The organism is Thioalkalivibrio sp. ALE20 (assembly GCF_000381405.1).
In the GTDB taxonomy this organism is placed as follows: Bacteria; Pseudomonadota; Gammaproteobacteria; order Ectothiorhodospirales; family Ectothiorhodospiraceae; genus Thioalkalivibrio.
On record NZ_KB906472.1, the window covers coordinates 266,404 to 290,649 of the forward strand.

The 24,246-nt window shown below is 69.1% G+C and carries 27 protein-coding genes and 1 tRNA gene; 15 read left to right on the plus strand and 13 right to left on the minus strand.

The genetic code is table 11. The features are described 5' to 3' along the window. Positions 1-55: 55 nt before the first annotated feature. From F790_RS0104655 to F790_RS0104675, 5 genes are all read left to right on the plus strand, one after another. Positions 56-793 carry a YdiY family protein gene (locus F790_RS0104655; RefSeq protein WP_019590967.1) on the plus strand — a complete coding sequence of 246 codons (738 nt, stop codon included), beginning with the start codon at positions 56-58 and terminating at the stop codon, positions 791-793. Between the two features lie 48 nt (positions 794-841). Next, positions 842-1,147: a ferredoxin gene (locus tag F790_RS0104660; RefSeq protein ID WP_019589052.1), complete on the plus strand. Its 306-nt coding sequence runs from the start codon at positions 842-844 to the stop codon at positions 1,145-1,147. A gap of 65 nt (positions 1,148-1,212) precedes the next feature. Next, positions 1,213-1,289: transfer RNA gene (locus F790_RS0104665), tRNA-Met, on the plus strand. Positions 1,290-1,604: 315 nt separating this feature from the next. Then, positions 1,605-2,999: a type II toxin-antitoxin system HipA family toxin YjjJ gene (yjjJ, locus tag F790_RS13720; RefSeq protein WP_019590968.1), complete on the plus strand. Its 1,395-nt coding sequence runs from the start codon at positions 1,605-1,607 to the stop codon at positions 2,997-2,999. Positions 3,000-3,162: 163 nt separating this feature from the next. Beyond that, positions 3,163-3,372: a hypothetical protein gene (locus F790_RS0104675; protein ID WP_024328285.1), complete on the plus strand. Its 210-nt coding sequence runs from the start codon at positions 3,163-3,165 to the stop codon at positions 3,370-3,372. A 15-nt stretch (positions 3,373-3,387) separates the two neighbouring features. On the opposite strand, the gene F790_RS0104680 is transcribed toward F790_RS0104675, so the two are convergent. Genes F790_RS0104680 through F790_RS0104690 form a run of 3 tightly spaced genes read right to left on the minus strand, consistent with a single transcriptional unit; the run spans position 3,388 to position 6,346 of the window. Then, complete coding sequence (locus tag F790_RS0104680) at positions 3,388-4,431, minus strand: M14 family metallopeptidase (protein WP_019022711.1); 1,044 nt, start codon at positions 4,429-4,431, stop codon at positions 3,388-3,390. Positions 4,432-4,447: 16 nt separating this feature from the next. Then, entirely contained in the window at positions 4,448-5,884 is a 1,437-nt protein-coding gene (locus tag F790_RS0104685; RefSeq protein ID WP_019590969.1) for a hypothetical protein, read from the minus strand. Between the two features lie 3 nt (positions 5,885-5,887). Further along, positions 5,888-6,346: a hypothetical protein gene (locus F790_RS0104690; protein WP_018869728.1), complete on the minus strand. Its 459-nt coding sequence runs from the start codon at positions 6,344-6,346 to the stop codon at positions 5,888-5,890. Between the two features lie 147 nt (positions 6,347-6,493). Between F790_RS0104690 and F790_RS0104695 the strand changes: the two genes are divergently transcribed. The 3 genes from F790_RS0104695 to F790_RS0104705 are packed head-to-tail and all read left to right on the plus strand — an operon-like array spanning position 6,494 to position 8,496. Beyond that, on the plus strand, positions 6,494-7,084 hold the full coding sequence (locus F790_RS0104695; RefSeq protein WP_019590970.1) for an RNA polymerase sigma factor: 591 nt from the start codon (positions 6,494-6,496) through the stop codon (positions 7,082-7,084). Then, positions 7,077-8,000, plus strand: coding sequence for a hypothetical protein (locus tag F790_RS0104700; protein WP_019590971.1), 924 nt, complete (start codon positions 7,077-7,079; stop codon positions 7,998-8,000). Before F790_RS0104695 ends, F790_RS0104700 begins: the two co-directional genes overlap by 8 nt. A 19-nt stretch (positions 8,001-8,019) precedes the next feature. Beyond that, complete coding sequence (locus F790_RS0104705) at positions 8,020-8,496, plus strand: DsrE family protein (RefSeq protein WP_019022714.1); 477 nt, start codon at positions 8,020-8,022, stop codon at positions 8,494-8,496. On the opposite strand, the gene murU is transcribed toward F790_RS0104705, so the two are convergent. Genes murU through F790_RS0104720 form a run of 3 tightly spaced genes read right to left on the minus strand, consistent with a single transcriptional unit; the run spans position 8,481 to position 11,012 of the window. Further along, positions 8,481-9,179: an N-acetylmuramate alpha-1-phosphate uridylyltransferase MurU gene (gene murU / locus F790_RS0104710; RefSeq protein WP_029681160.1), complete on the minus strand. Its 699-nt coding sequence runs from the start codon at positions 9,177-9,179 to the stop codon at positions 8,481-8,483. The genes F790_RS0104705 and murU overlap by 16 nt on opposite strands. Before the next feature lie 8 nt (positions 9,180-9,187). Further along, on the minus strand, positions 9,188-10,219 hold the full coding sequence (locus tag F790_RS0104715; protein ID WP_019590973.1) for an aminoglycoside phosphotransferase family protein: 1,032 nt from the start codon (positions 10,217-10,219) through the stop codon (positions 9,188-9,190). Positions 10,220-10,226: 7 nt separating this feature from the next. Further along, positions 10,227-11,012 (minus strand): metallophosphoesterase, encoded by a 786-nt coding sequence (locus tag F790_RS0104720; protein ID WP_019589058.1) that lies wholly within the window; start codon positions 11,010-11,012, stop codon positions 10,227-10,229. A gap of 110 nt (positions 11,013-11,122) precedes the next feature. Between F790_RS0104720 and dksA the strand changes: the two genes are divergently transcribed. Further along, on the plus strand, positions 11,123-11,524 hold the full coding sequence (gene dksA / locus F790_RS0104725) for an RNA polymerase-binding protein DksA (RefSeq protein ID WP_018869735.1): 402 nt from the start codon (positions 11,123-11,125) through the stop codon (positions 11,522-11,524). An 18-nt stretch (positions 11,525-11,542) separates the two neighbouring features. On the opposite strand, the gene argA is transcribed toward dksA, so the two are convergent. From argA to F790_RS0104740, 3 genes are all read right to left on the minus strand, one after another. Next, on the minus strand, positions 11,543-12,901 hold the full coding sequence (gene argA / locus F790_RS0104730) for an amino-acid N-acetyltransferase (protein WP_081647367.1): 1,359 nt from the start codon (positions 12,899-12,901) through the stop codon (positions 11,543-11,545). A 129-nt stretch (positions 12,902-13,030) separates the two neighbouring features. Next, positions 13,031-13,564: a DUF192 domain-containing protein gene (locus F790_RS0104735; protein WP_019590975.1), complete on the minus strand. Its 534-nt coding sequence runs from the start codon at positions 13,562-13,564 to the stop codon at positions 13,031-13,033. Between the two features lie 15 nt (positions 13,565-13,579). Next, positions 13,580-13,855 (minus strand): heavy-metal-associated domain-containing protein, encoded by a 276-nt coding sequence (locus F790_RS0104740; RefSeq protein WP_019590976.1) that lies wholly within the window; start codon positions 13,853-13,855, stop codon positions 13,580-13,582. 84 nt (positions 13,856-13,939) lie between these two features. Here F790_RS0104740 and ilvD point away from each other — a divergent pair, with 84 nt between their 5' ends. Next, the gene (ilvD, locus tag F790_RS0104745) at positions 13,940-15,796 is read left to right on the plus strand and encodes a dihydroxy-acid dehydratase (RefSeq protein ID WP_019590977.1); all 1,857 of its coding nucleotides are present in this window, start codon (positions 13,940-13,942) and stop codon (positions 15,794-15,796) included. A 28-nt stretch (positions 15,797-15,824) separates the two neighbouring features. Here ilvD and F790_RS0104750 read toward each other — a convergent pair whose 3' ends face one another. Both F790_RS0104750 and F790_RS0104755 read right to left on the minus strand, forming a co-directional pair. Then, positions 15,825-16,427, minus strand: coding sequence for a DUF502 domain-containing protein (locus F790_RS0104750; protein WP_019590978.1), 603 nt, complete (start codon positions 16,425-16,427; stop codon positions 15,825-15,827). A gap of 56 nt (positions 16,428-16,483) precedes the next feature. Next, positions 16,484-17,521 (minus strand): lipid A deacylase LpxR family protein, encoded by a 1,038-nt coding sequence (locus F790_RS0104755; RefSeq protein WP_019590979.1) that lies wholly within the window; start codon positions 17,519-17,521, stop codon positions 16,484-16,486. Here F790_RS0104755 and F790_RS0104760 point away from each other — a divergent pair. After that, a complete protein-coding gene (locus tag F790_RS0104760) occupies positions 17,520-19,247 on the plus strand; it encodes a potassium/proton antiporter (protein WP_019590980.1) in 1,728 nt (575 codons plus the stop codon). The genes F790_RS0104755 and F790_RS0104760 overlap by 2 nt on opposite strands. Here F790_RS0104760 and F790_RS0104765 read toward each other — a convergent pair whose 3' ends face one another. Next, positions 19,248-21,308, minus strand: a complete 2,061-nt coding sequence (locus F790_RS0104765; RefSeq protein WP_019022721.1) for a UvrD-helicase domain-containing protein — start codon at positions 21,306-21,308, stop codon at positions 19,248-19,250. 112 nt (positions 21,309-21,420) lie between these two features. On the opposite strand from F790_RS0104765, the gene F790_RS0104770 reads away from it, so the two are divergent. Genes F790_RS0104770 through F790_RS0104780 form a run of 3 tightly spaced genes read left to right on the plus strand, consistent with a single transcriptional unit; the run spans position 21,421 to position 23,002 of the window. Continuing rightward, complete coding sequence (locus tag F790_RS0104770) at positions 21,421-21,801, plus strand: co-chaperone YbbN (protein ID WP_019589066.1); 381 nt, start codon at positions 21,421-21,423, stop codon at positions 21,799-21,801. Then, positions 21,798-22,406, plus strand: a complete 609-nt coding sequence (gene ampD, locus F790_RS0104775) for a 1,6-anhydro-N-acetylmuramyl-L-alanine amidase AmpD (RefSeq protein ID WP_019590981.1) — start codon at positions 21,798-21,800, stop codon at positions 22,404-22,406. Before F790_RS0104770 ends, ampD begins: the two co-directional genes overlap by 4 nt. Next, a complete protein-coding gene (locus F790_RS0104780; RefSeq protein WP_019590982.1) occupies positions 22,403-23,002 on the plus strand; it encodes a histidine phosphatase family protein in 600 nt (199 codons plus the stop codon). The genes ampD and F790_RS0104780 overlap by 4 nt, the downstream gene beginning before the upstream one ends. A gap of 1 nt (position 23,003) precedes the next feature. Here the strand turns inward: F790_RS0104780 and F790_RS0104785 are convergent, their stop codons facing one another. Then, the gene (locus F790_RS0104785; RefSeq protein WP_019590983.1) at positions 23,004-23,321 is read right to left on the minus strand and encodes a DUF2322 family protein; all 318 of its coding nucleotides are present in this window, start codon (positions 23,319-23,321) and stop codon (positions 23,004-23,006) included. 133 nt (positions 23,322-23,454) lie between these two features. On the opposite strand from F790_RS0104785, the gene F790_RS0104790 reads away from it, so the two are divergent. Beyond that, positions 23,455-24,234, plus strand: a complete 780-nt coding sequence (locus tag F790_RS0104790) for an inositol monophosphatase family protein (protein WP_019022726.1) — start codon at positions 23,455-23,457, stop codon at positions 24,232-24,234. Positions 24,235-24,246: the final 12 nt, after the last annotated feature.

Genomic DNA, 24,246 nt, shown 5'->3' on the forward strand with positions numbered 1-24,246 from the left:
GCCCCCCAGCGGCTTTGCTAGGGTCCCGGGCCCGTCTGCTGACCCGGAGGGTCCCATGTTGTCGCGTGTACCGCGTTCTGCCGCCGTACTGTTGTCTTCCGTCATGCTTGTCAGCATACCAGTCTCGCAGGCTCAGGCCTGGGATGCGGAGGGATGGGAAACCACTCTGGAGGCCGGAGCCTCGCTGACGACCGGGAATACCGAGTCGGCCACCGCCAGCGGTCGGATCCGCGCCGAGCATACCGCCGAGTTGTGGCGCAACCGGCTGCGTGGCGACGCGCTGTTCACCGAGGAAGACCGCGAGACCACGGGGCAGCGTTATATCGCGGGGTACCAGCTTGACCGGCGTCTGGCGGAACACGATTACGTGTTCGGCGCGCTGCGTTACGAACGCGACCGTTTCAGCAGCTACGACTATCAGGCCTCGCAGACCGTGGGTTACGGCCGGCGTCTGGTGGATCGCGAGCGCCTGCGACTGGATGGCGAGATCGGCGCCGGCGCCCGTCAGGCACGCCTGGCCGAATCCGGCGAGTCCGACACCGACGCGGTCGGCCGGCTCGGGGGCAACCTGCGCTGGGACATCAGCGAGAGCGCACGTCTGACCGACGAGCTGCTGATCATCAGCGGTCGGGACAACACCGAGGTCGAGAACATCCTCGCCCTGACCGCCGACATGACCGACCGCATGGCTTTGCGGACCAGCTTCACCGTCAAGCACAACACCGATGTCGAGCCCGGCAAGAAAAACACCGATACCATCAGTGAGGTCAGCCTGGTCTGGCGTTTTCGCTGAACCGGCCGGACACAGTATGATGAAGCGGATTTGATCCGGGAGCATCGCATGGGCTATTACCAGCGGCATATCTTCTTCTGTACCAATTGCCGGGAAGACGGCAACTGCTGCGAGGATCACGGGGCGACCGAGATGCGCTCGTATGCCAAGAACCGGGCCAAGGAGATGGGCATCCACGGCAAAGGGCAGGTACGGGTGAACACCGCCGGCTGCCTGGACCGCTGCAACGAAGGCCCGGTGGCGGTGGTGTATCCCGAAGGCGTCTGGTACACCTACCAGGACGAGCGCGACATCGACGAGATCCTGGACGAACACCTGGCGAACGGACGGATCGTCGAACGCCTGCAGATCTGACACGGCGGATACCCGGCGGGGCCTTGACTTCACCATCCCGGCCCGGGAGAATTCGCAACCCGCGTGGCTACGTAGCTCAGCTGGTTAGAGCACATCACTCATAATGATGGGGTCCCCTGTTCGAATCAGGGCGTAGCCACCAACCAGATTCAAGGGGCTGCTTCGGCAGCCCTTTTTCGTTTGGGCTCCCACCGTGCCCAGTTGTGCCCACGCCGTACTCATCTGGTGCCCGGGCATGTTTGCCTGGCATTTCCTGTAGCTCCGAACTGCTGCCAGGCCATTGCGCGCGGTCGCTCCGGGGCAACTCCTTCGAACTCCCTCTCTCGCCAGGAGCGGCTCCGCGCCCTGGCGCCGTGATTGTTTCAGTCCATGTCCGGGTGGGCTTTTGCAGCCATATTAATCAGAACCTTAATCGGTTAAGATCTTCTCAATAATCCTTTCATTTGGGTGGATTCCGATGAGGAGCAAGCGGGAAGCAGCGCACCAGCGGCTCGGCCCGGTGCTTGCCAGGTTCGCGCCGGCGCGTGCGGGCGATCTTGCCCGCGAACTGGGGTTGTCGGTCCCCACCCTGCACCGCCTGCTGCAGGAGACGGCCGAGCCCGTGCTTGCGGCCGGGCGGGCCCGGCGCACTCGCTACGCCCTGCGCCGAGCGCTGCGAGGTGACCTCGCGCCCCTCCCCATCCGTACGATTGATGAATCCGGCCGGCCGCACGAACTCACGGAACTCTCGCCCGTTCAGCCGCAGGGCTGCCATGCCGATTTCGGTGGCTCGGACTGGCCTCTGGAGGAGAGCGACCATACCCGCGATGGTTGGTGGGACGGGTTGCCATACCCTTTGTATGACATGCGCCCTCAGGGCTATCTCGGGCGCCAGCTGGCGCATCGCTTCCAGGATGCCCTGGGGGTCTCGTCCAGCCCGGATACCTGGAGTGACGACGATATCCTGTGGGTTCTGAGTCGTGTGGGGTCGGACCTCCCGGGTAATCTGATCGTCGGGGACGCCGCGTTCCATGAGTGGCAAAAGGCTCGCCTGGATCCGCCCGCAGTCCTCGGGGCGGACGATATCGAACGGATGTATGTGAAGGCGGCGGAGGAGGCCATCTCGCTGGGCCTCGCGGGCTCCAGCGCCGCGGGTGAGTTCCCGAAATTCACCGCTCTCCGGGAATTGCAGGACAGCTGTAGCCCGCATGTCATCGTGAAATTCTCCGGTGCGGATGATTCCGTGACCGTGCAGCGCTGGTCGGATCTGTTGGTGGCGGAACATCTGGCGCTGGAGGCGATCGCGGCACTCCCCGGCGTGCAGGGCCCGCCCAGCCGAATCCTCCAGCATCAGGGCCGCACGTTCCTGGAAGTCGAACGCTTCGATCGCCATGGCCTGTTCGGCCGCAGCCCGGTGGTGACGCTGGAGACCGTGAACGCGGCCTTGCTCGGCCATGCGCCATCGGCATGGGACACCCTTGCCCCGGGGCTCGCCGACAAGCGTCTGCTGACGCCGGAGGCGGTTGCAGCCATCCGTCACATCACCTGGTTCGGTCGACTGATCGCCAATAGCGACATGCATCCGGGCAACCTCGCCTTTCGCCCGGCTCAGGGACGCCTCGTCCTGTGCCCGGTGTACGACATGCTGCCGATGGCGTACGCGCCGCTCCCGGGTGGCGAGCTTCCCCGAATGACGTTTGATCCCGCCATGCCATTGCCCCGCGAACATGGCGTCTGGGGGGCCGCCTGTCGCGCTGCTATCGGGTACTGGCAAACCGTGGCGGAGGATACCCGCATCAGCTCCACGTTTCGCAGGATCGCGTCCGAAAACGCCACTGAGATTCAAAGACGCCTGGCCCTCGTCGCGCCCTGATTGTCCGTCCGGTTGCCCGTCGGGCTGTACGGAGTGGATGCCGGGACAAGTATTCACGCTCTGGCCGGGTCGTACCTTCGGTCTCCGGTGGCGTGTATTGCCGCGATTCCGGGGGATGGCTACACTTGGCGCGCTGTTTCCACTACCCGCGCAGGCCCGAACCATGAAACGTTACGGTATTCGCATTCGCATGCCCGAGGACGCGACCTTCCGCATGCCGCATCTGCTGGGTCCCGACTGGGAGGCCTGTCGCTGGTACGAGACCGAAGAGGCCCGCGAAAAGGCCTTTGCCGAGACCACCGCCGATCTGTCGAACTACCGCAAGGGTGACCGCCCCGCTCAGATCGTCGAGCGCATCGAGCGCGACGCCTGATTCCCGTCTCCCGCCTCAGCCGACGTTTCCGGTGAGTGTCCCCATGTCCATGGGTTCCATCAGGTAGCAAAGGCAGTCCTGGGTGATGACCCGGCTGTCGAGGGTCAGCATCGACGGCATCGCGTCGCGCCGCAGGCGGATCTCCTCCCCGCGGGTCTCCAGATAGGTTCCGGTGACCTCCGCTCCGTCCTCCGCGGTGACCACCAGCGGGTCGTCCACCTCCGGCTGTCGCCGAACCAGGCAGGAACCGGCCGGCAGCATCTGGAAGTTGAGCCGGTCCAGGTCGGGTTCCAGGCGGACGTCCGCATCCGTTCCGGTGCTCGCCCGCATCCCCGGACGCAGCCGCACCCGCGCCACGGTGTGGTAGATGTCGATCGCGTCGCGCTCCGGCGGGTGGTCGGGGAAGGCGCTGAGGTGCAGCACCGCATCCACCATCTCGAAGGCGTGCTGTACCCCGGCGGCATCGTCCGGGTGCCCGCATTCCAGGGTGACCGAGGGCGCCAGTTCGGCCAGGGCCATGGAGGCGACGCCACGCGGGCGGGTGAAATAGACCACCGTACGTCCGAACAGGGCGGCCAGCTGCATGAACGCCGGGTCGAGGCGGTTGATGCAGGCGTAATGCGGGTTGCGTCCGGTGTTGTTGTGCAGGTCGATGGCCGCGAACAGCCCGCGCTCGCGCAGCCGGGCCACCAGTGCGGCGAAGCTCTCCGCCTCGGGCGATCCCGGCTGTTCGGTGCCCGGCCAGATCCGGTTGAAGTCGGGCTGCTGGTCGAGGTGGCGCTGGTTCAGCGCGGCGGCCTGCGGGTTGCCGATCACCAGGGTCAGCGCGCGCGGCAGCTCGCGATGGGTGTAGTGGCGCAGCAGCTGCTGGATGGCATGCAGGCCGACCGGTTCGTTGCCGTGCAGCAGGAGCACCACGGCCACCGCGGGCTCGCGGCGCCCGCCGAGGTGGATCAGGGCCGGTTCCGGCACGACCTCGCTCAGGGTGCGTGGCGTGGCGTCGAGAAAGCCGTCGGGCAGCTCGAAATATTCGCGGATCGCGGGTCGGTCTTGCGGCATGATTCGGTATCTCGGGTTACAGGCCCCAGGTATGTACCGGGGCGCCGGTGTTCTGCCAGCCGCGATAGGCGCGCACGAGTCCCGCCCAGTCGCGTCCGTGTCGCGCGACCCAGCGGCGCTGCCAGACGCTTCCGGTCTGGCCGCTGTCCACGCGCGCGGCGATGATGCCCAGCAGCGCGTCGCGCTCGCCGGGGTCGATCTCCAGGTTCTCCAGGCCCTCGGCGGCCCGCGGCAGCAGCTGGTGCCGGATCAGGCGCGGGGCCGGGAGCGGGTCCGCGTGGCCCCAGCGCAGTCGCGCGTGCAGGCCTTCGCGGGCGGCATGATAGAAGTTGTCGCGGGCTTCGGCGAACGGGGTGTGGGCGGTGCCGTCCCCGGGGGCATCGCGCAGCCATTCGATCAACCCCAGCGCGAAGGCGGCGTTGGCCAGCATGTCGATCAGCGACGGGCCGGCGGGCAGGCAGCGAAACTCCACGCGCAGGTGATGCCGGCCCCCGGCGTCGGTGCCGACGATCGGCCGGTTCCAGCGCCAGATGGTGCCGTTGTGCAGCGCGAGATGGGCCAGATCCTCCGGCGGATGCTGCAGGTCGACCGGCAACATCACCGGGAAATGGTCCCGGTTCTCGCGGAAGAGCTCACCCACCGACTGGTGCAGATAACCGCTGCCGAAGGTGACCCGGCGGATCGGCCCCCGGGCCGAGTCGGCGAAGCCGCCGCTTTCCACCGCCTGCTCGAACAGCGGGATGCGGCTCTCTTCCCACAGCTCGTGCCCGAACAGATAGGGCGAGTTGCCGGCCGCCGCGAGTACCGGGGCGCTGGCGACCATGGCCGCGTTCAGGCTGCGATGCGCCTCACCCGGTGCGCAGCCGATATGCACCTGGAACGACGTGGCGAGGGCCTCCAGCATCACGTCGTCGTGGTCGTGCAGCAGGTGTTCGCGGCCGCGGATGTCGACGTGCAGCGGCCGCCGCGCCCGGTTCTCCAGTACCGCCTCGTTCAGCGCGCGAAAGCGCGCCTGGGGTGACATGCGGTGCTGGCCCAGCTCCTCCGGGGGCAGGGTGGCGAGGCTGCCGGCCATCAGGATCCCGCCATTGAAGCGCGCGGCCGCGCGATCCGCCCGTTTCACGGTGTCCCGCAGCTCCTGCAGGATCGCGGTGAAGCAGCCCGGGCCCGCGGTGAACACGCTGGTGTTCAGTTCCACGTTGAAGCGGGCCAGCTCGCGCGACACCAGCGGGCTGTCCATCGCCTCCAGGAAGGCATCGTTCTCCGCCAGCGTCCGGCCCTCGGCGTCGCACAGCCAGGCCTCGATTTCGAAGCCCAGGGTGGTCGGACCCCGCGGAGTATCCCGGTGGCTGTCCAGCCAGGTCAGCAGCAGATCGGTCTCGTGGGCCAGGGCCCGGCGGAACCGTTCACGGTCCTCCGGGGTGAAGTACTCCGAGCCGATCTCCTCGCCCATGGATCAGTCCTCGTCCGTGTCCGCGTCGTCCGGGGCGTCTTCGTAAAGCGACTCGAGGAGGTCCCCCCAGAGCTGCTCGTGGTGTTCGATGAACGCCAGCAGCGCCTTGCGGAAAGCCAGGTAGTCGGCCTCGAAGCGCTCGAAGTCCTCGCCGCCATTGAGCAGTTTGGCGGCGCGGTCGGTCTGGTTGAGGCTGTCGCGCAGGTTGAGGCTGGCGGCCATCGCCCCTTTTACCCGTTCGCGTTCGTGCGGGATCCAGGCGCGATCGGACAGCAGGGAGCGCAGGTTTTCGCCCAGCTCCAGCAGGCGCTTGCGCAGGCGTGGCACCGCGCCGATGGTGCCGGTCTTGAGGTCGGCCCACACCGCGTCGGTCATCAGTTGCGCCCAGCGCTCGCGCAGGTCCGTTGTGGTGTCCGGGTCAAAGGCGAACGAGGCCTCGAGCTGTTGCGGATCGAAGGGCATTGCGTATCCTTGGCCAGAGAAGTGTGTCGCGTGCGCGCGGCAACCCGGTCCGGAACCGGGAATAGCGTCCCCGGGGACCGCGTCCTACAGGGTACAAGAACAAGCAGGGCCGCACAGACGGCCTGCAGGATGTGAGGAGACAGAACAATGGCGACCTGGTTCGCGCAAAGGCGGCTGCGCCAGCAGGTTTGCGACCTGCGGCCGCAGATGTACCGCATGGCCTATGCCTGGTGTCACGACGCCGCGCTGGCCGACGATCTGGTGCAGGAGGCCATGATGAAGGCCCTCACCCGGCTGAAGTCGTTGCAGGACGAGAATGCCCTGAAGTCCTGGGTGTTCCGCATCATGACCAACTGCTACCGCGACTGGGGGCGGCGGCAGAAAGACACGGTGGATGTCGACAACATGGAGCTGGCCTGCGAGGACTGCCCGGAGCAGCAGACCGAGCGCAACCGCCGGGTGGCGGACGTGCACCAGGCGATGGCCCGGCTCAGCAGCGATCACCGGCAGGTGGTGTCGCTGGTCGACCTGGAGGGCTTTGCCTATGCCGAGGTCTCCGAAGTGCTGGACGTCCCGATCGGCACCGTGATGAGCCGCCTCAGCCGCGCCCGGGCACAACTGAAAAAGCAGCTGCTGGAACAGCAGCAGGCCCCGCAGGACGCTGCGGCGACGGAATCTGCCGCGGAATCCGCTGAAGAGGGGCCGCAACTCAGGGTAGTAAGGAGCCAGAATGGCTGAAGACCGACTCAAGGCGCAGGACCGTCCGAGCGAAGAGATTCTCAACGCCTTCGTCGATGGCGAATTCTCTCCGGAGGACCGGCTGCAGACCCTGCAGGCGATCGCCTCCAGCGAGCACCTGAGCCGTGAGGTCTGTGACATGCACCAGCTCAAGGAGCTGGTGGCGATGGCGTACGAGGACGTGGAACCGCCGGCCCGGGATCACCGTGGCGGGGCGGATGACCACGGCGGTGCCGGCGGCCGCTCCGGTGGTGCGGGATTGCTCCGCTCGCCGATGGGTGGTCCCCGGCGTACTGGCTGGTTCTCATCGGTGGCCGCCGGTGTCGTGGCCCTGGTGCTGGGCTCGGTGGCCGGTTACGAGGTGACCCGGGACGCCGGCTGGTTCGTGGACGGGGCCGGGACCGGCTCCGCAGCCCATGCGACGGCGTCCGAAGGCCAGGGGGTGCCCGAGCTCGACGACACCGTCAGTGCCCTGTTCACGGAGATGGCGGAAGCCGAATCCGCGGGCGGAGCCGCCGCACCGCAGCCGGTCCATGCAGCCAGCGAGACCGATCAGATCCTTCTGCATGTCAATGACGCCGACCGGGTCGCGATGGAGGAGCTGCTGGACGACATCGAGGCGATGTTCAATGAGGCCGCGCGCGATGGCCGGCAGCTGAACGTCCAGGTCGTGGTGCACAACAAGGCCATCAACATGCTGCGCGCGGACCGGGCCCCGTTCCCGGAGCGGGTCGACAGTCTGAGCCGGGAACACCCCGGACTGCGGTTTACGGCCTGCAACGAGACCCTCGGCCGCCTGGCGCGGGAAGAGGGGCTGCAGGATATCGATATCCTGCCACAGGCCGAGCGCATTGATTCGGGTGTGGCCGAAGCTGCCCGTCGTCAGGCGGAAGGCTGGATCTACATCAAGGTCTGATCCGGGGCGGGAGCGTCGAGTGCCCTCCTCTCGGACGCTTCCGCTGCTCCGCTGGGCCGGCCTGTGCCTGCTGCTGGCGGCCCTGCAGCCGGTCGCGGTCGCGGGGGAGGGTGGCGCGGCACCCGACGCCGGCCCCTCCGTCACCCGGATCGTCTACCACCTGGATTCCGGCGACCGCGAGCATTTCTCCAACGTCCTGCGCTATCTCAAGGAGCACCTGGGCGACCCGGGCCACGGGCCGGCCGACGTCCGCATCGTGCTGCATGGCGAGGGGGTGCGCCTGTTGGAATCGGCCTCCATGGACACCGCCACCGCCATTCGCATCGACACCCTGCGGCTGCAGGGCTTCGAGTTTCTGGTCAGCCGGCGATCCATGGAGGCCCGTGGCCTGGAGCGCGCCGATCTCCACGACGTGATCCGCGACGAGATGGTGACCAGCGGGATCACCGAGCTGTATCGCCTGCAGCGCAAGGGGTTTACCTACATCAAGCCCTGATCCGTGGTCGCGAGATCGCGATCCAGCGCCGCCAGCCGCTGCGGCGTGCCGATGTCCCGCCAGTGGCCGAGGTAGTGTTCGCCGCTCACCCGGCCCTGCGCGATCGCCTCGCGTAGCACCGGCCCCAGCGGGCGGCGGCCCGGCTCCAGCGACGCGAACAGGGCCGGGTGATACCAGCCGATGCCACTGAAGGTCAGGCGTTCCGGGCCGGTGTCGGTGGTGACGCGGCCGTCGGCGCCCAGGGCGAAGTCCCCGTCCGGATGCTGCGGCGGGTTGTCCACCAGCACCAGATGGGCCAGTGGGGCATCGTGTTCTTCGATGGCCCCCGGCAGCCGCGAGGGGGGTACGAGCGGGTGGTCGCACCAGATGTCGCCGTTGATCACCAGGAAGGCTTCGGGGCCCAGCAGGGGCAGGGCCTGGCGGATGCCGCCGGCGGTTTCCAGGGCGCCGGCGGGTTCCGGCGAATAGCGGATCTTCAGCCCGAAGGCCGAGCCGTCGCCCAGCCGCCGGGGGATCTGCTCACCCAGGTGGGCGGTGTTGATGATGACCTCGCCAAACCCCGCGCGGGCCAGGCGTTCCAGGGTCCAGACGATCAGGGGTTTGCCGCCGGCCTCCAGCAGGGGCTTGGGGCGTTCGTCGGTCAGCGGGCGCATGCGTTCGCCGCGCCCGGCGGCGAGGATCATGGCCCGTTTCACGCGCGTGCCTCCGGCGCGGGTCCGGGAGTCGCGGGATCGCCGGGGAGATGCCGCCGAAACCACTGCGCCACGGGCTGCAGGTCCGGGTGCGCCAGTCCGCGCCGCACCAGCGTCTGCAGGCGCGGTTCGTGGCGGCGGTAGTCGGGCTTGCCGTCACGCCGGTGCAGCCGGGTGAAGATGCCGAGGATCTTGATCGCGCGCTGGACCCCGAGCACCCGGTAATGCACGCGAAAGGCCTCATCGGGCCACCCGGTGGCCTGCAGGTAGCGCGCGAGGGCCTCCCGCGCGACTGCGGGTGAAACGTCGCGTCGCGCATCCTCCAGCAGCGATACCACGTCGTAGGCCGGGCTCCCGAGCACCGCGTCCTGGAAGTCCAGCAGCGCGCAGCCCGTACCTTCCGGCGGGATCATCAGGTTGTCCACGTGAAAGTCGCGCAGCACCAGCGTGGGCTCCAGGTACGGCAGGGCGTCCAGGGTCTGCGTCCAGGCCGTTTCCCAGGCGCCGCGGGCGGCCTCCGCCGGTGGATGGCCCTGTTGTTCCGGGACATACCAGTCGATGAACAGGCGCGCCTCGTCCAGCAGGCGCGGGGTGTCGTAGGCGGGCAGCGCGGGTGTGGCCTCCGCAGGCCGCTGTGGCCAGGCCCGGTGCAGGTCGGCCAGCCGGTCGATGGCCCGCTGATACAGGGCCTTCTCGTCCTCGCCCTCGGCCAGTGCCCGGGTGAACGTGCGGTCGCCGAGGTCCTCCAGCACCAGGAAACCCGCGTCCGGGTCCTCGTCATGGATGCGTGGCGGACGCTGGCCGAGGGCCTCCAGCAGACGGGCGATGCGCAGGAACGGGGCCACCGGTTCGCGTTCCGGCGGGGCATCCATGATGACCACCGGCTCACCGTCGCGTCGCGCGCGGAAATAGCGGCGGAAGCTGGCATCCGCGCGCAGCAGTTGCAGCCCCTCGAAGTACCCGGGTCGCTGCGCCAGCCAGGCCTGCAGGGCGGCGGCGCGGGTATCCTCCGGCACCGACGATGCGCTCATGCGGCCCTCACGCGGGCGGCGCAGGCAGCCGCTCGACCCGCGTGTCCAGGCGGCCGTCGGGATAGAGTTCGAGCACGCGGTAACCCGGGCGCCCGGTGTCCGGGTCATCGTCGAGCTGATATTCCGTGGCCCCGGGGCGGAACTGCACGCAGGTGGCGGGGCAGCCGAGCAGGCGTACGTCGCCATGAAAGGTGTCGACCACCTGGTGCGCGTGGCCGAACACGCAGGCCCGCACCTGCGGATGGTGGTCGAGCACGGCGAACAGCGCGTCGGCATTGGTCAGGCCCATGCCGTCCATCCACGGGCTGCCCACCGGTACCACCGGATGATGTACGGCGATCAGGGCCGGGCGTTCCGGGTGCGCGGTGAGGGCCCCCTCGAGGCGTTGCAGTTCGGCGTCGGACAGATGGCCGGCCGGCCCTCCGGGCTGCGAGGAGTCCAGGGCGATCAGCTGCCAGCTGCCCAGGCGTTCGCTGCGATGGACCGCATGGCCGGCCGACTCCAGGGTCACCGCCAGTTCGCGTGCGTCGTCGTGATTGCCGGCCAGCGCGCTGGTGGGCCAGGGTCCCGTTTCGTCCAGCAGTGCCTTCAGGCGCCCATAGGTCTCCGGCGACGGGTTCTCGGCGAGGTCGCCGGTCAGCAGCAGGCGGTCGGGCAGGCCTTCCCGCGCTCGCGCGGTTTCCAGGACGTGGCGCAATGCGAGGTCGCTGTCCGGGTAGCCCGCGCGCACCGGGCCCGGTTCGGTCCCCAGGTGACTGTCGGTTACCTGGATCAGGCGCAGCGGTTCGTGCATGTTCGATCCCCGTGGTCTGGCGGTCTGTACTGAGTCCGGCACATGTGTTCTAGTGCAGGTTTACCCGTTGTGGCGGGCCCGTGGCTCGGGCCACGATCCGGAGGTGCAACATGGTGGATCCCGACTATCGTCCCTCCGAGGACGAACCCTACATGAATCCGCGCCAGCTGGACTATTTCCGGCGCAAACTCGAGGCGTGGCGGGCCGAGCTGATCGCCGAGTCGGAAGAGACCCTGGAACATCTGCGCACCGAGAACTGGCAGGAGCCGGATCCCTCCGATCGCGCCACCCACGAGGCCGACGCCGGTGTGGAGCTGCGCACCCGCGACCGCGAGCGCAAGCTGCTGACCAAGATCGACGAGGCGCTGGCGCGCATCGAGCGCGGCGAATACGGCTACTGCGAGGAGACCGGTGAGCCGATCGGGCTCGAGCGCCTCGAGATCCGTCCCATCGCCACCCTCAGCGTGGCCGCGCAGGAGGCCCACGAACGCGACGAGGCCCGCGGCCGCTGAGCCCGGCGCTGCCCCGGGTCAGCCCTCCAGCTCGCGCGTGAAGACCCGCGAGTTGCGCGCCTGATTGTAGCGCTGGCGGCGCTCCGGCGGGAGGTCGTCGACGCTGCCGGGGGTGTAGCCGCGTTCCTGGAACCATTGCGCGGTGCGGGTGGTGAGGACGAACACCCGGCGGACCCCCTGCTCGCGCGCCAGCGCCTCCAGCGCGGTCAGCAGCCGGTCGCCCCGGCCGTGGCCGCGGTATTCGGCGTGCAGCGCCAGGCAGGCGATCTCCGCGGCGTGGTCGCCGAACGGGTACAGCGCCGCGGTGCCGATGATCAGCCCGTCGACCTCCAGTACCCGGAAGCGCTCGATCTCCAGCTCCAGGTGTTCGCGGGCGCGGTGCACCAGCACACCCTCGGCCTCCAGTGGCTCCAGCAGCGCATGGATGCCGCCGACATCGTCCAGGGTCGCGGGGCGCAGGCGCTCCAGCGGCTCGCGCGAGACCAGGGTGCCGATGCCCTGGCGGGTGAACAGTTCCGTCAGCAGCCCGCCGTCATCGCGGCGGTCGACCAGGTGCACGCGCAGGTCGCGTGCATGGCAGGCATCCACCGCGCTGCGCAGGTGGCTGGCGAGCTCCTGCGGCAGGTCGTCGCGCTCGGCGAGGATGCGCTCCGCGGCGGGCACGGTCAGCTGATCCAGCACGTCGTCCTGCGGCCCGCGCAGCACGCCGGCCTCGGTCAGGAAGATCAGTTTGTCCGCGTCCAGGGCGATCGCTACGCGGGTCGCGACCTCCTCGCCGGACAGGTTGAAGACCTCGCCGGTGGGTGAATACCCCAGCGGCGAGACCAGCGCGACCTGCTCCTGATCCAGCAGCGCGGTGAGCGCGGCGGTGTCTACCCCGCGCACCTCGCCGGTGTAATGGAAATCGACCCCGTCGCGCACTCCCAGCGGGCGGGCGGTGACGAAGTTGCCGCCGGCCACCCGCAGGCGTGCGTTGCCGGTGCCCGGCTGGCCCAGGCTGCGGGACAGAAGGCCCTCGATCTGCAGCCGCAGGCGGCCGACCGCGTCCAGCACGGCATCCAGCGCCGGGGCATCGGTGATCCGCAGACCCTCGGCGTACTGGGGCTGCAAACCACGTTCGGCCAGGCGCGCCTCGATCTGCGGGCGAGCCCCGTACACCAGCACCACGCGCACACCCAGTGCATGCAGCTTGGCGATGTCCCGCATCAGGGCCGGGAACTCCGCCGCCTGCGCGGCCTCGCCGGCCAGCGCGATGACCATGGTGCGGCCCCGGTGCGCGGCGATGTATGGCACGGCGTCGCGGAACCACGCGAGTTCCCCCGGAGCCGGGGCACGACGTGCGGGATGCGGGCGGGTTGGGTGGTCTGGCGGGTTCACGCGGCTCCCTCGCAATCCAGTTGGCCAATACAGTTGGGTGATGCGGCGGACGGGCACGGGTTCGGTCCCGGTGCCGGCATTGATTCCGGAGGCGGCGCGCGCATGGTCAGCAGGCGCCCGGTCAGGCTGTCAGTGGTCCCGGGCGGCCTCGCGCGCGGCATCCAGGCCGGGGATGCGCTCCCCCGCCTCGATCCCGTGCTGCGCGAACCATTGCGCGTTGACCTCCAGTGCGTACTCGATCGGCGCCGCCGACCAGTGCAGGCGGGTGGTCTCGGGCGCCATGGTCTCGATGTTGGTGATCTCGCCGTCGCCGTCGATAAACGCGACGTCCAGCGGGATGAGCGTATTGCGCATCCACATCGCCCGGCGATCCGGTGTATCCCAGATGAACAGCATGCCGCGGTCGTCCGCGAGCGCCTCGCGGAACATCAGGCCCTGACTGCGGCTGGCGTCATCCGCGGCCAGTTCCACCGTCAGTTCCCGGTCGCCGACCTCCAGGGTGGTCTCCGGCAGGCCGCCCTGTTCGGGCGGGCTGGCCGTGGCAGGCGCGGCCAGCGCCACCGCAGCCACCAGAACGACCAGGCCGGCCCGCCACCGTGCCGGGTGTCGGCGACGCACGGCCGGGGCCGGCCGGCCCCGGGCATGCCCTGTGCCATGGTTCATGCCGGATGCCTGCGGTCAGTTGTCACCGCTCATGCGTCCGACCGCGCAGCTGGCGAACGACTTCGCCCGGGCCCCGGCGGAGCGCAGTCCGGAGACCGAGCCGGCCTCCGGATAGCCCATGTGGGCCAGTTTCTCGCGGATCGCGTCGGCGGCGGACTCGGGCGCGGTGACCTCCACGGCCCCGTTCTCGACGTCCACCTCGGCGGATTCCACGCCCTCGACCTGCATCAGGCCCTTGCGGATGGAGCTGGCGCAGCCGCCGCACTTGATGTTCTCGACCTCGAATTTCATGAACGCTTCCTCCCCTACTGGGTATTGATGCTCGCATTATGTACGATTTCGCATTTCCACGAACGTTCGCGAGACCTGCCCATCATGCCTGCCTATCGTTCCCGCACAACCACCCACGGCCGCAACATGGCCGGGGCCCGCGCCCTGTGGCGCGCCACCGGCATGAAGGATGGCGACTTCGACAAGCCGATTGTCGCCGTCGCCAACTCCTTCACCCAGTTCGTGCCGGGACACGTGCATCTGAAGGACATGGGCCAGCTGGTCGCGCGCGAGATCGAACAGGCCGGTGGCGTGGCCAGGGAATTCAATACCATCGCGGTGGACGACGGCATCGCGATGGGTCACGGCGGGATGCTCTATTCGCTGCCCTCGCGCGAGATCATCGCCGACTCGGTGGAGTACATGGTCAACGCCCACTGCGCCGATGCGCTGGTGTGCATCTCCAACTGCGACAAGATCACCCCGGGGATGCTGCTGGCCGCGATGCGCCTGAACATCCCGGTGGTGTTCGTCTCCGGCGGGCCGATGGAGGCCGGCAAGGTGCAGGCGCCGGGGCAGGACAACGTGATCCACCTCGACCTGGTGGATGCGATGGTCAAGGCGGCCGATTCCAGCGCCAGCGACGAGGAGGTGGAGGCCGTCGAGCGTTCCGCCTGCCCGACCTGTGGCTCCTGCTCCGGCATGTTCACCGCCAACTCGATGAACTGCCTGACCGAGGCCCTGGGGCTGTCGCTGCCGGGCAACGGCTCGCTGCTGGCCACGCATGCCGCGCGCCAGGCGCTGTTCGAGGAGGCCGGGCGGCGCGTGGTCGAGCTGGCGAAGCGCTACTACGAGCAGGACGACGCCTCGGCCCTGCCGCGTTCCATCGCCACCTTCGAGGCGTTCGAGAACGCGATGAGCCTGGACATCGCGATGGGCGGTTCCACCAACACCGTGCTGCACCTGCTGGCGGCCGCGCGCGAGGGCGAGGTCAACTTCACCATGGCCGACATCGACCGCCTGTCGCGCCACGTGCCCAACCTGTGCAAGGTGGCCCCGGCGACGCAGCAGTACCACATGGAGGACGTACACCGCGCCGGTGGCGTGGTCGGCATCCTCGCCGAACTGGACCGTGGCGGGCTGATCCATCGCGACATCCCGACCGTGCATGCCCCGACCCTGGGCGCCGCCCTGGAACAGTGGGACGTGATGCGGCATGCGGCCGAATCCGAGCGTCTGTACAGTGCCGCGCCGGGCGGGGTGCCCACCCAGACCGCGTTCAGCCAGGACCGTGCCTGGGACAGCCTCGACCTCGACCGCGCCAACGGTTGCATCCGCGACATCGAGCACGCCTACTCGCAGGACGGGGGCCTGGCCGTGCTCTACGGCAACATGGCCCCGGATGGCTGCATCGTGAAGACCGCCGGCGTCGACGAGAGCATCCTGACCTTCTCCGGCCCGGCGCGGGTGTTCGAGAGCCAGGACGCCGCGGTGGAGGCCATCCTCGCTGACCGCATCCGGGCGGGCGACGTGGTGATCATCCGCTACGAGGGTCCGAAGGGCGGTCCCGGCATGCAGGAGATGCTCTATCCCACCTCGTATCTGAAGTCGAAGGGGCTGGGCAAGGACTGCGCGCTGATCACCGACGGGCGTTTCTCCGGCGGCACCTCCGGCCTGTCCATCGGCCACGTCTCGCCGGAGGCCGCGCAGGGCGGGGCGATCGGCCTGATTGAAGAGGGTGACACCATCGTGATCGACATCCCCGCGCGCGAGATCCGCATCGACGTCGACGACGCCACGCTGGCGGCGCGGCGCGAGGCGATGGAGGCCCGCGGGGCGAAGGCCTGGAAGCCCGAGTCGCGCAATCGGCCGGTGACCCAGGCCCTGCGCGCCTATGCCCTGATGACCACTTCGGCCGCGTTCGGCGCGGTGCGCGACATCTCCCCGCTGGAGGACGGCTGACGCCGGCCGCCGCGCTGCACCACCCGATTCACGCCCCGGGATCCTCCCTGCGCGCGGAGACCCCGGCGGTCAGGGCGTAGCGCATCGCGTCCTCCAGCGACAGCTCCAGCGGTTCCACCCGGTCGCGCGGCAGCATCAGGGTGTAGCCGCCGATCTGGTAGCTCATCGGCATGTAGACCGCGAGGGTCTCCGCCCCGCCCAGTGCGTCCGGCAGGCCTTCGAAGTCCTCGCGCGTGACGAAGCCGATGACGCGCGCTTCCAGCCCCGGCAGCGTGACCAGCACTGCCTGGCCGAACTGCTGGTGGATGTCGCCGGAGACCAGGTTGGTAACATCGCGCACCGTGCCGTGGATGGTCTTGACCACCGGGATGCGCTGCATCAGGCCTTCCAGCCAGTTGAACAGCCAGCGCACCACGTAGGCCTGCAGCAGTACCCCCACCGCGAATACCAGGCCGACGCCGGCCGCGATCCCCATGCCCGGCACGTACAGCAGCTCCGGCAGGATGGCCTGCAGCAGGCCGCCCAGCACCTGTTCCGCGGTGCTGCCCAGCCACCACAGCAGGGCCAGCGTGACCATCGCCGGCAGGATCGCGGCCAGGCCGGTGAGGAAGGTTCGGGAAATCTTGCGCACGCAGGTTCTCCGGAAGGGGCGACGCCTCGATCGTAACAACGCCGGGGCGGGTCGGTTCAGAACTGCCAGGTGGCGTGCAGCGAGCCGAACTCCGCGGCGCCGGTAGCCTGGCCGCTGAATTCGCGCGAGCGCCAGACATGGGTATAGCCCAGACGCACCCCGTGCCAGTGGAACACCACGCCCGCGGTGAATTCGCCCACCACCGGGTGCTTGTCCACCGAGGGCCCGTCGCGGAACAGCGGCCCGTCGAGGAACAGATCAAAAGCCATCAGGCGGGTGTCCACCCCGGCGAACAGGTAGCCGCCGGCGGTGTCGACCGCCTCGAAGGTGTGCGACCCGGACAGTGCCGGGTTGATCCGCGGTGGGCCGAAATCGCGGGGCAGGTTGCGGCCCGTGCGCAGGATCGCGCCGGCATTGGCGAAGGTGAAGGGGCTGCCGATGGAGGCGCCCCAGTGCGGGGTCAGATCCCAGTCCCAGCCGCTCCCCAGATGGCCGGATCGGCCGCGCAGCTGGCGTTCGTAGCCCAGCATCAGCGTGGGCTCGTTGCCGATCTGCGCGTCCCATCCGCGCGGATCGGGGGCGCCCGTCAGGTCATGGACCGTCTCCTGGGTGCGGTCGGCCAGGGACGCCGGGCCCACTGTCCCGAGCGTGACCTGCAGCCGGTCGAGCCGGTCGCCGTGGTCCTCGGCCAGGCTGAAGTTCAGGTACAGCCAGCCGGCGTAGGGGCGGTCGTCCGGGTCCGGCTGCTCGCGTTCGATGTCCTCCGGGGTGTACATGTTCTGCGCCAGGTGCACCGAGGTCTTCAGGCGGCCGCGTTCCTCGCGATCGACGAACAGCGGGAAGAAGTCCGCCACGTCCTGGAGCCAGGGCGGGATCCGTTCGCCGCGCCGGGTCCAGCCGGCACGCACGCCGTTGGTGTAGTAACGGTCCTCGCCGGCGAACAGGTCGTTCTCGAACTCGAAATGCAGGGCATCCACGCCGCCGCGTTCGGCCGCCGCGGGCGAGCCGGCCAGCGACCCCGCCAGAAGGGCGGTGACGGCGATTACGGAGACCGCGGGCCGGATGCGGGGAACGCTCCGGTATGATGGCGCCATGGATTTCTCCAGTCAGATCATCTTTCTCGTCGCCGTGGTCCTGCTCGGCAGCATCCTGTCCAGCGTGGTCACCTCGCGGCTGGGCGTACCACTGCTGCTGGTGTTCCTCGGCATCGGCATGCTGCTGGGTCCGGAGGGCCCCGGCGGCGTGGGTTTCGAGAATATCACCCTGGCCCATCTGATCGGTTCCGCGGCCCTGGCCATCATCCTGTTCGACGGCGGAATGCGCACGCCGGCGCGCAATTTCCGCATCGGACTCAAGCCGGCGGTGGGCCTGGCCACCGTGGGCGTGCTGATCACCTCCGGCCTGACCGGGCTGTTCGCGGTGTGGTGGCTGGGGCTGTCGTGGCTGGAGGGACTGCTGCTGGGGGCGATCGTCGGCTCCACCGACGCGGCCGCGGTGTTTTCCCTGCTGCGCTCGCGCGGGCTGGAGTTGAAGAGCCGCGTGGGGGCGACCCTGGAGATCGAGTCGGGATCCAACGACCCGATGGCGATCTTCCTGACCATCGTGCTGATCGAGCTGATCCTGATGGACCAGCCGGACTTCGGCGTGGTGGTGCTGGTCGAGTTCGTGCAGCAGATGGGGCTGGGGGCCCTGCTGGGGGTCGGGGGCGGGCTCGCGCTGCTGGCGCTGATCAACCGTGTGCCGATGTCGGCCGGGTTCTACCCGCTGTTCGCGCTGGCCGGGGCGCTGGCGATCTTCGGCCTGACCGGCATGGTGGGCGGTTCGGGCTTCCTCGCGGTGTATCTCGCCGGGCTGCTGCTGGGCAATCGGCCGCTGGAGGCCTCACAGAACATCAAGCGTTTCCACGATGGCATCGCGGCGCTGGCGCAGATCGGCATGTTCCTGATGCTGGGGATGATCGTCACGCCCTCGGAGCTGCCGCCGGTGGCGCTGGACGCGGGCCTGGTGGCGCTGGTGCTGATCCTGCTGGCACGGCCGCTGGCGGTGGCGCTGTGCCTGTACCCGTTCCGCTTCCCGTGGCGCGAGCAGCTGTTCATCGCCTGGGTCGGGCTGCGCGGGGCGGTGCCCATCATCCTCGCGCTGTTCCCGTTGCTGGCGGGGCTGGAGCTGGCGGAATACTTCTTCCACGTGGTGTTCTTCGTGGTGCTGATCTCGCTGATGGTGCAGGGCTGGACCGTGGCCTCCTCGGCGCGCTGGCTGGGTCTGGAACTGCCGCCGACCACTACCCGGGTCCAGCGCACCGAGCTGGACATCCCCGGGCAGCAGGAGATGGAGCTGGTGGGCTACCGGCTGGCGGAGACCACGCCGGTGGTGCGCGAGGCCTGGTCCGGTTTCCGTCTGCCCGGGTCGGCGCGGGTGGTCGCGCATCTGCGGGAAGGCCAGCTGCTGGAGACCCTGGAACTGCTGGACCTGCAGGCCGGCGACCATCTCTACATCATGGTCGCGCCGGCCGATCTGCCGGACCTGGACCGTCTGTTCGTGCCGCAGGAAGAGGTGCCGGAACGCCTGACCGAGCGCAGCGTGTTCGGGGAGTTTGCCCTCAACGGCGATGCCCTGCTGGGGGCGGTGGGCATGACCTACGGCGCGCCGGTGCCGCCGGAACGTCAGGGCGAGACTCTGGAGGCCTTCCTGCGCGCCGAACTGCAGACCGAGCCGGTGGTGGGGGACTTTGTGGATCTCGGGCCCACGCGCCTGGTGGTGCGCGAGATGGAGGGCGCGCGCATCACCCGGGTCGGCCTCAAGCTGCTGAAGAAGGAGTGATTATTTCTCCAGCATGGCCTTGAGCCCGGCGAGATGGGCGCGCGCCGTGAGCTGCTGGGTCTCCGGGTCCGGCGGCTTTGCGTCGGGCCAGTCGAGGTGTTCCTCGGGCAGCTCGTCGAGAAAGCGCGACGGTTCGCAGTCGAGGGTCTCGCCGTAGCGCTTGCGGCTGCGCGCGTAGGTGATCAGCAGGGTCTGCTGCGCGCGGGTCAGCCCGACGTAGGCCAGGCGGCGCTCCTCCTCGATGGCGTCGTCCTCCAGGCTCACGCGGTGCGGCAGCAGCTCCTCCTCGAAGCCGACCAGGCACACGTGCGGGAACTCCAGGCCCTTGGCGGTGTGCAGGGTCAGCAGCTGCACCGCCTCGGTATCGTCCTGGGCATCGCGGTTGCGGTCGAGGATGTCCATCAGGCTGATGCGGTTGACGATGTCGGCCAGTTCCATGCCGTCCTCGTCGTCCGCCGTGTCGTCGCCGTATTCGGCCTCCGGCGCGCGCGAGCCGGCCAGGCGTGCGACCCAGTCGATGAATTCACGCACCTGTTCCATGCGCCGGGTGGCGGCGCGCGGGTTGGCGCTGTTGTCCAGCAGCCAGGATTCGTAGTCGATGTCCTCGACCAGTGCGCGCAGCAGGGCATCCGGGGCCTCCTCGGCCGCGCGTGCGCGGAAGCCGTCGACCCAGTCGACGAAGCGTTCCAGACGCGCCCGGGCACGCTCGTCCATGTATTCGGCCAGGCCGGCCCCGCGCGCGGCCTGCAGCAGCGAGACCCCGCGCTGGTTGGCGTACTGGCCGAGTTTTTCCAGAGTGGCCGGGCCGATCTCGCGGCGCGGTACGTTGACCACGCGCAGAAAGGCGGTGTTGTCGTCCGGGTTGGCCAGCAGGCGCAGGTAGGCCACCAGATCCTTGATCTCGGCCTTCTCGAAGAACGATTGCCCGCCGCTCAGGCGGTAGGGGATGCCCTGCTCGCGCAGCAGCTTCTCGAACAGCCGCGACTGGTGGTTGCTGCGGTAGAGGATGGCGAAATCGCCCCAGCCGGCGTTCAGGCGGAAGCGCCGGCGCATCAGCTCGGAGACTACCCGCGCGGCCTCGGCGTCGGAGTCCGCGCAGTCGATCACCTCGACCTTCTCGCCCTCGCCCAGCGCGCTCCACAGGCGCTTCTCGAATACGTGCGGGTTGTTGGCGATCAGCGCGTTGGCGGTGGCCAGGATGCGGTTGGTGGAGCGGTAGTTCTGCTCCAGCTTGACCACTTCCAGACGCGGAAAGTCCTGCTGCAGGCGCGCGAGGTTTTCCGGGCGCGCGCCGCGCCAGGCGTAGATCGACTGGTCGTCGTCGCCGACCACGGTCAGGCCGTCGCTGACCCCGACCAGCAGACGTACCAGCTGGTACTGCGCCGAGTTGGTGTCCTGGTATTCGTCCACCAGCAGGTGGCGGATGCGGTCCTGCCAGCGGTTGCGCAGCTCGGCGTCCGCGCGCAGGCAGTCCACCGGGCGCTTGATCAGGTCGTCGAAATCCACCGCGTTGTAGGCGCGCAGGGCCTGTTCATAGCGCGGGTAGAGATTGGCCGCGAGCAGGGCCCCGGGGGCTTCGTCGCCCGCCTGGCTGGCCTCGGCCAGCGCCTCGTCGGGGGTCAACAGGTCGTTCTTCCAGCGGCTGATGTGGCCGATCAGGTCATCCACCTCGGCCGCGGTGTCGTCGCGGTGGGTGATCTCGCGCAGCAGCTGGCGACAGTCGCCGGGATCGAGGATGGAGAAGCCCGGGCGCAGGCCGGTGGCCGCCAGTTCGCGGCGCAGGAACTGCAGGCCGAAGGTGTGGAAGGTGGACACGCCCAGCCCGCGGCTCTGTTCCCGCGACAGCCGCCCCTGCACCCGCTCGCGCATCTCGCGCGCGGCCTTGTTGGTGAAGGTGATCGCGACGATCTGGCGCGCGTCCAGGCCGCGCTTTTCCACCAGGTGCGCGATCTTCTCGGTGATCACGCGGGTCTTGCCCGAGCCCGCGCCGGCAAGGACCAGCAGCGGACGGTCGGTGGTGGAGACGGCGGCGTGTTGCTGGGGGTTGAGCTGTTCGGACACCGGCGGGTCGCTTCCTCGGGACGCGGGCGCGTAAACTACCCCACGCGTCATTGATCATAAAGCCCCGCCGGTCGGCTGTCGTCGCTCCCGGCGGGCACGTCATGGAGGCAGTGTGCCGCAACCGTCCCGTGTCGACGAATCACCCGCCAGCGGGGGCCTTCCGGCCCTCGATGCCGGGGGCTTCCACCACCGCCTGCAGGAGGTGGACGGGGCGGCCGTGGTGATGTTCACGCGGCCCGGCTGCAGCGCCTGCCACGCGATGGGCGACGCCCTGCGGCGCTGGCGCGCCGAGGGCGATGCGCCCGAGCTGTTTCGCGTGGATGCCGAGATCGACACCGCACTGGTGCGCGAGTTCGAGGTCTTTCACCTGCCGGCACTGTTCGTGTTTCTGGACGGCGAGTACCACGGCCCGCTGCAGGCCCCGCCGCGCGTGCCGCTGCTGCGTGCGGCCCTGGAGGAACGCCTGCGCCAGCCGCCGGAGGAGGCGCCATGAGCGCGGTCGGCGAGGACAGCGGGGCGCGTGACTGGTGGCCGGCCGCCGAGTGCAGCGAGAGCCCGAATCAGGATGCGCGCCCGGCCGGGATGCAGCCGGAACTGATCGTGGTGCACGCGATCAGTCTGCCGCCGGGCGAGTTCGGCGGATCGCACGTCGAGGCCCTGTTCCACAACCGCCTGGACCCGGACGCGCATCCGTTCTTCGCCGGGATCCGTGACCTGCGGGTGTCGGCGCATGTATTCATCGACCGCGAGGGCCGGGCGACCCAGTTCGTTCCGTTCAGCCGGCGCGCCTGGCATGCCGGCGTTTCCACGTGGCGCGGGCGCGAGCGCTGCAACGATTTCTCCATCGGCATCGAACTGGAAGGGGATGACCACACCCCCTTCGCCGCGGAGCAGTACACCCGGCTGGCGGCGCTGACCCACTGGCTGCGGCAGCGCTTCCCGGCGATCGCCGCGGACGCCCTGGCGGGGCACAGCGACATCGCCCCGGGGCGCAAGACCGACCCCGGTCCTTGCTTTGACTGGGATCGGTTGCACGCCCTGCTGGGGAACCTCGAGCCATCGACCCCTGGTGAATCCACCCCTGGAGCAAGTAGATGATCGTCGACCTGATGCGACACGGAGAGCCCGCCGGCGGCCAGCGCTTTCGCGGCCACGGCTGCGACGACCCCCTGAGCGAGACCGGCTGGCGGCAGATGGAACGTGCCGCGGCCACCGAGACCGGATGGCAGCGGATCGTGACCTCGCCGCTGGCGCGCTGCCGCGCGTTTGCCGAACACCTGGCGGACGAGCGTGGCGTGGCGCTGTCGACGGCGCACGATCTGCGCGAGATCGGCTTCGGCGCCTGGGAGGGCCGCACCCGCGCCCAGCTGCAGGAGGAACGTCCGGAGGAATACCGCGCCTTCTACGCCGACCCCGAACACAACCGGCCGGAGGGGGCGGAGATGCTGGATGCGTTTCGTCAGCGGGTGGCGGCGGCCTTTGCCGAGAGCGTGGAAGCGCCCGGCCGGTCCGACGAACACGTGCTGCTGGTGGTCCACGCCGGCGTGATCCGCGCGCTGGTCGGCGGCGTGATGGCCGTGCCGGACGGCCACCTGTTCCAGCTCGACTGCGACTACGCCAGCCTCACCCGGATCCATCGCCAGACCGACCGCGGCTGGCGGCTGGCGTTCACCAACCGCGTCGTGGCGGACTGAGTCAGCCGGCGTTGCGCTTGCGCTTCGGGACCGCCTTCACCGACAGGTAGTAGTCGTTCTCGAGGATGTCGATCAGACGGTCGATGTTGGGGTGCCTGCCCGGGTTGGCGCGGGCCTCGTCGGCATGGCTGCCGTACATCAGCAGACCGGAATTGGCCGCCTTGGGGCCGATCCCGCCGAAATCCAGCGCCAGCTGGTAGTACACCTGCAGGGAGAGCTTCTGGCCCTCCTGGTTCTCGATGGTGGCGGTGGGGTTGTAGTCCTCGCCAAACAGTTCGAGGCGTTCGATATTGCTCACGTCGGGCAGCTTTTTGGACATGCCGGGCTCCTCGGATGAATCGGCGGCATTATCGGGGCTGCCCCGTCCGGCCACAACCGCCCGCAATCATGGCGGGTTCGTCGCGTCGTGCCGCTCCTGCTACGATAGCGGCTTTTCCCCGAGGACCGAGAACATGCAGGCAAGCCCGTTCCTGGAAGCCGCGCAGGCTGCGGCCGACGCCGCCGAGAAGGTGATCCGTCACTACTACGAACACGGCGTGGACGTTGAAACCAAGGCCGACGACACGCCGGTCACGCGTGCGGACGTGGAGAGCGAAGAGGCGATCCGCTCGATCATCCGCGAGCGCTTTCCGGATCACGGTTTCTACGGCGAAGAGACGGGCCAGTCGGACATGGACTCCGACTATGTCTGGCTGATCGACCCGATCGACGGCACCAAGAGCTTCGTGCGCCGCTACCCGTTCTTCTCCACCCAGATCGCGCTGATGTACAAGGGCGAGCTGATTCTGGGCCTGTCGAGCGGGCCGCAGTTCGGCGAGCGCGCCTGGGCCGAGAAGGGACAGGGCGCCTGGCTCAACGGCGAGCGCATCGGCGTGGAGAAGGGCATCACCGCGGTCGATCGCGCGACCCTGTCCACCGGCAACCTCCGCTCGCTGGCGGCGCGCGGCGACTGCTGGAACGCGCTGGGCGGGATCGTCGCCGAGGTCAACCGCGTCCGCGGTTACGGCGACTTCTACCATTACCACCTGCTGGCCCGCGGCAGCATCGACTGCATCGTCGAGTCGGACGTGAACATCCTCGACATTGCGGCCCTGGCCGTGATCGTGCGCGAAGCGGGCGGGACGTTCACCGACCTCGCCGGCGGCGAGCTGGACCTCGACACCAGCACGGTGCTGGCGGCGGGCACCCCCGAGCTGCACGCCACCCTGCGCGAGCGTCTCGCCTGGGGGTGACCCGCCGAGCTG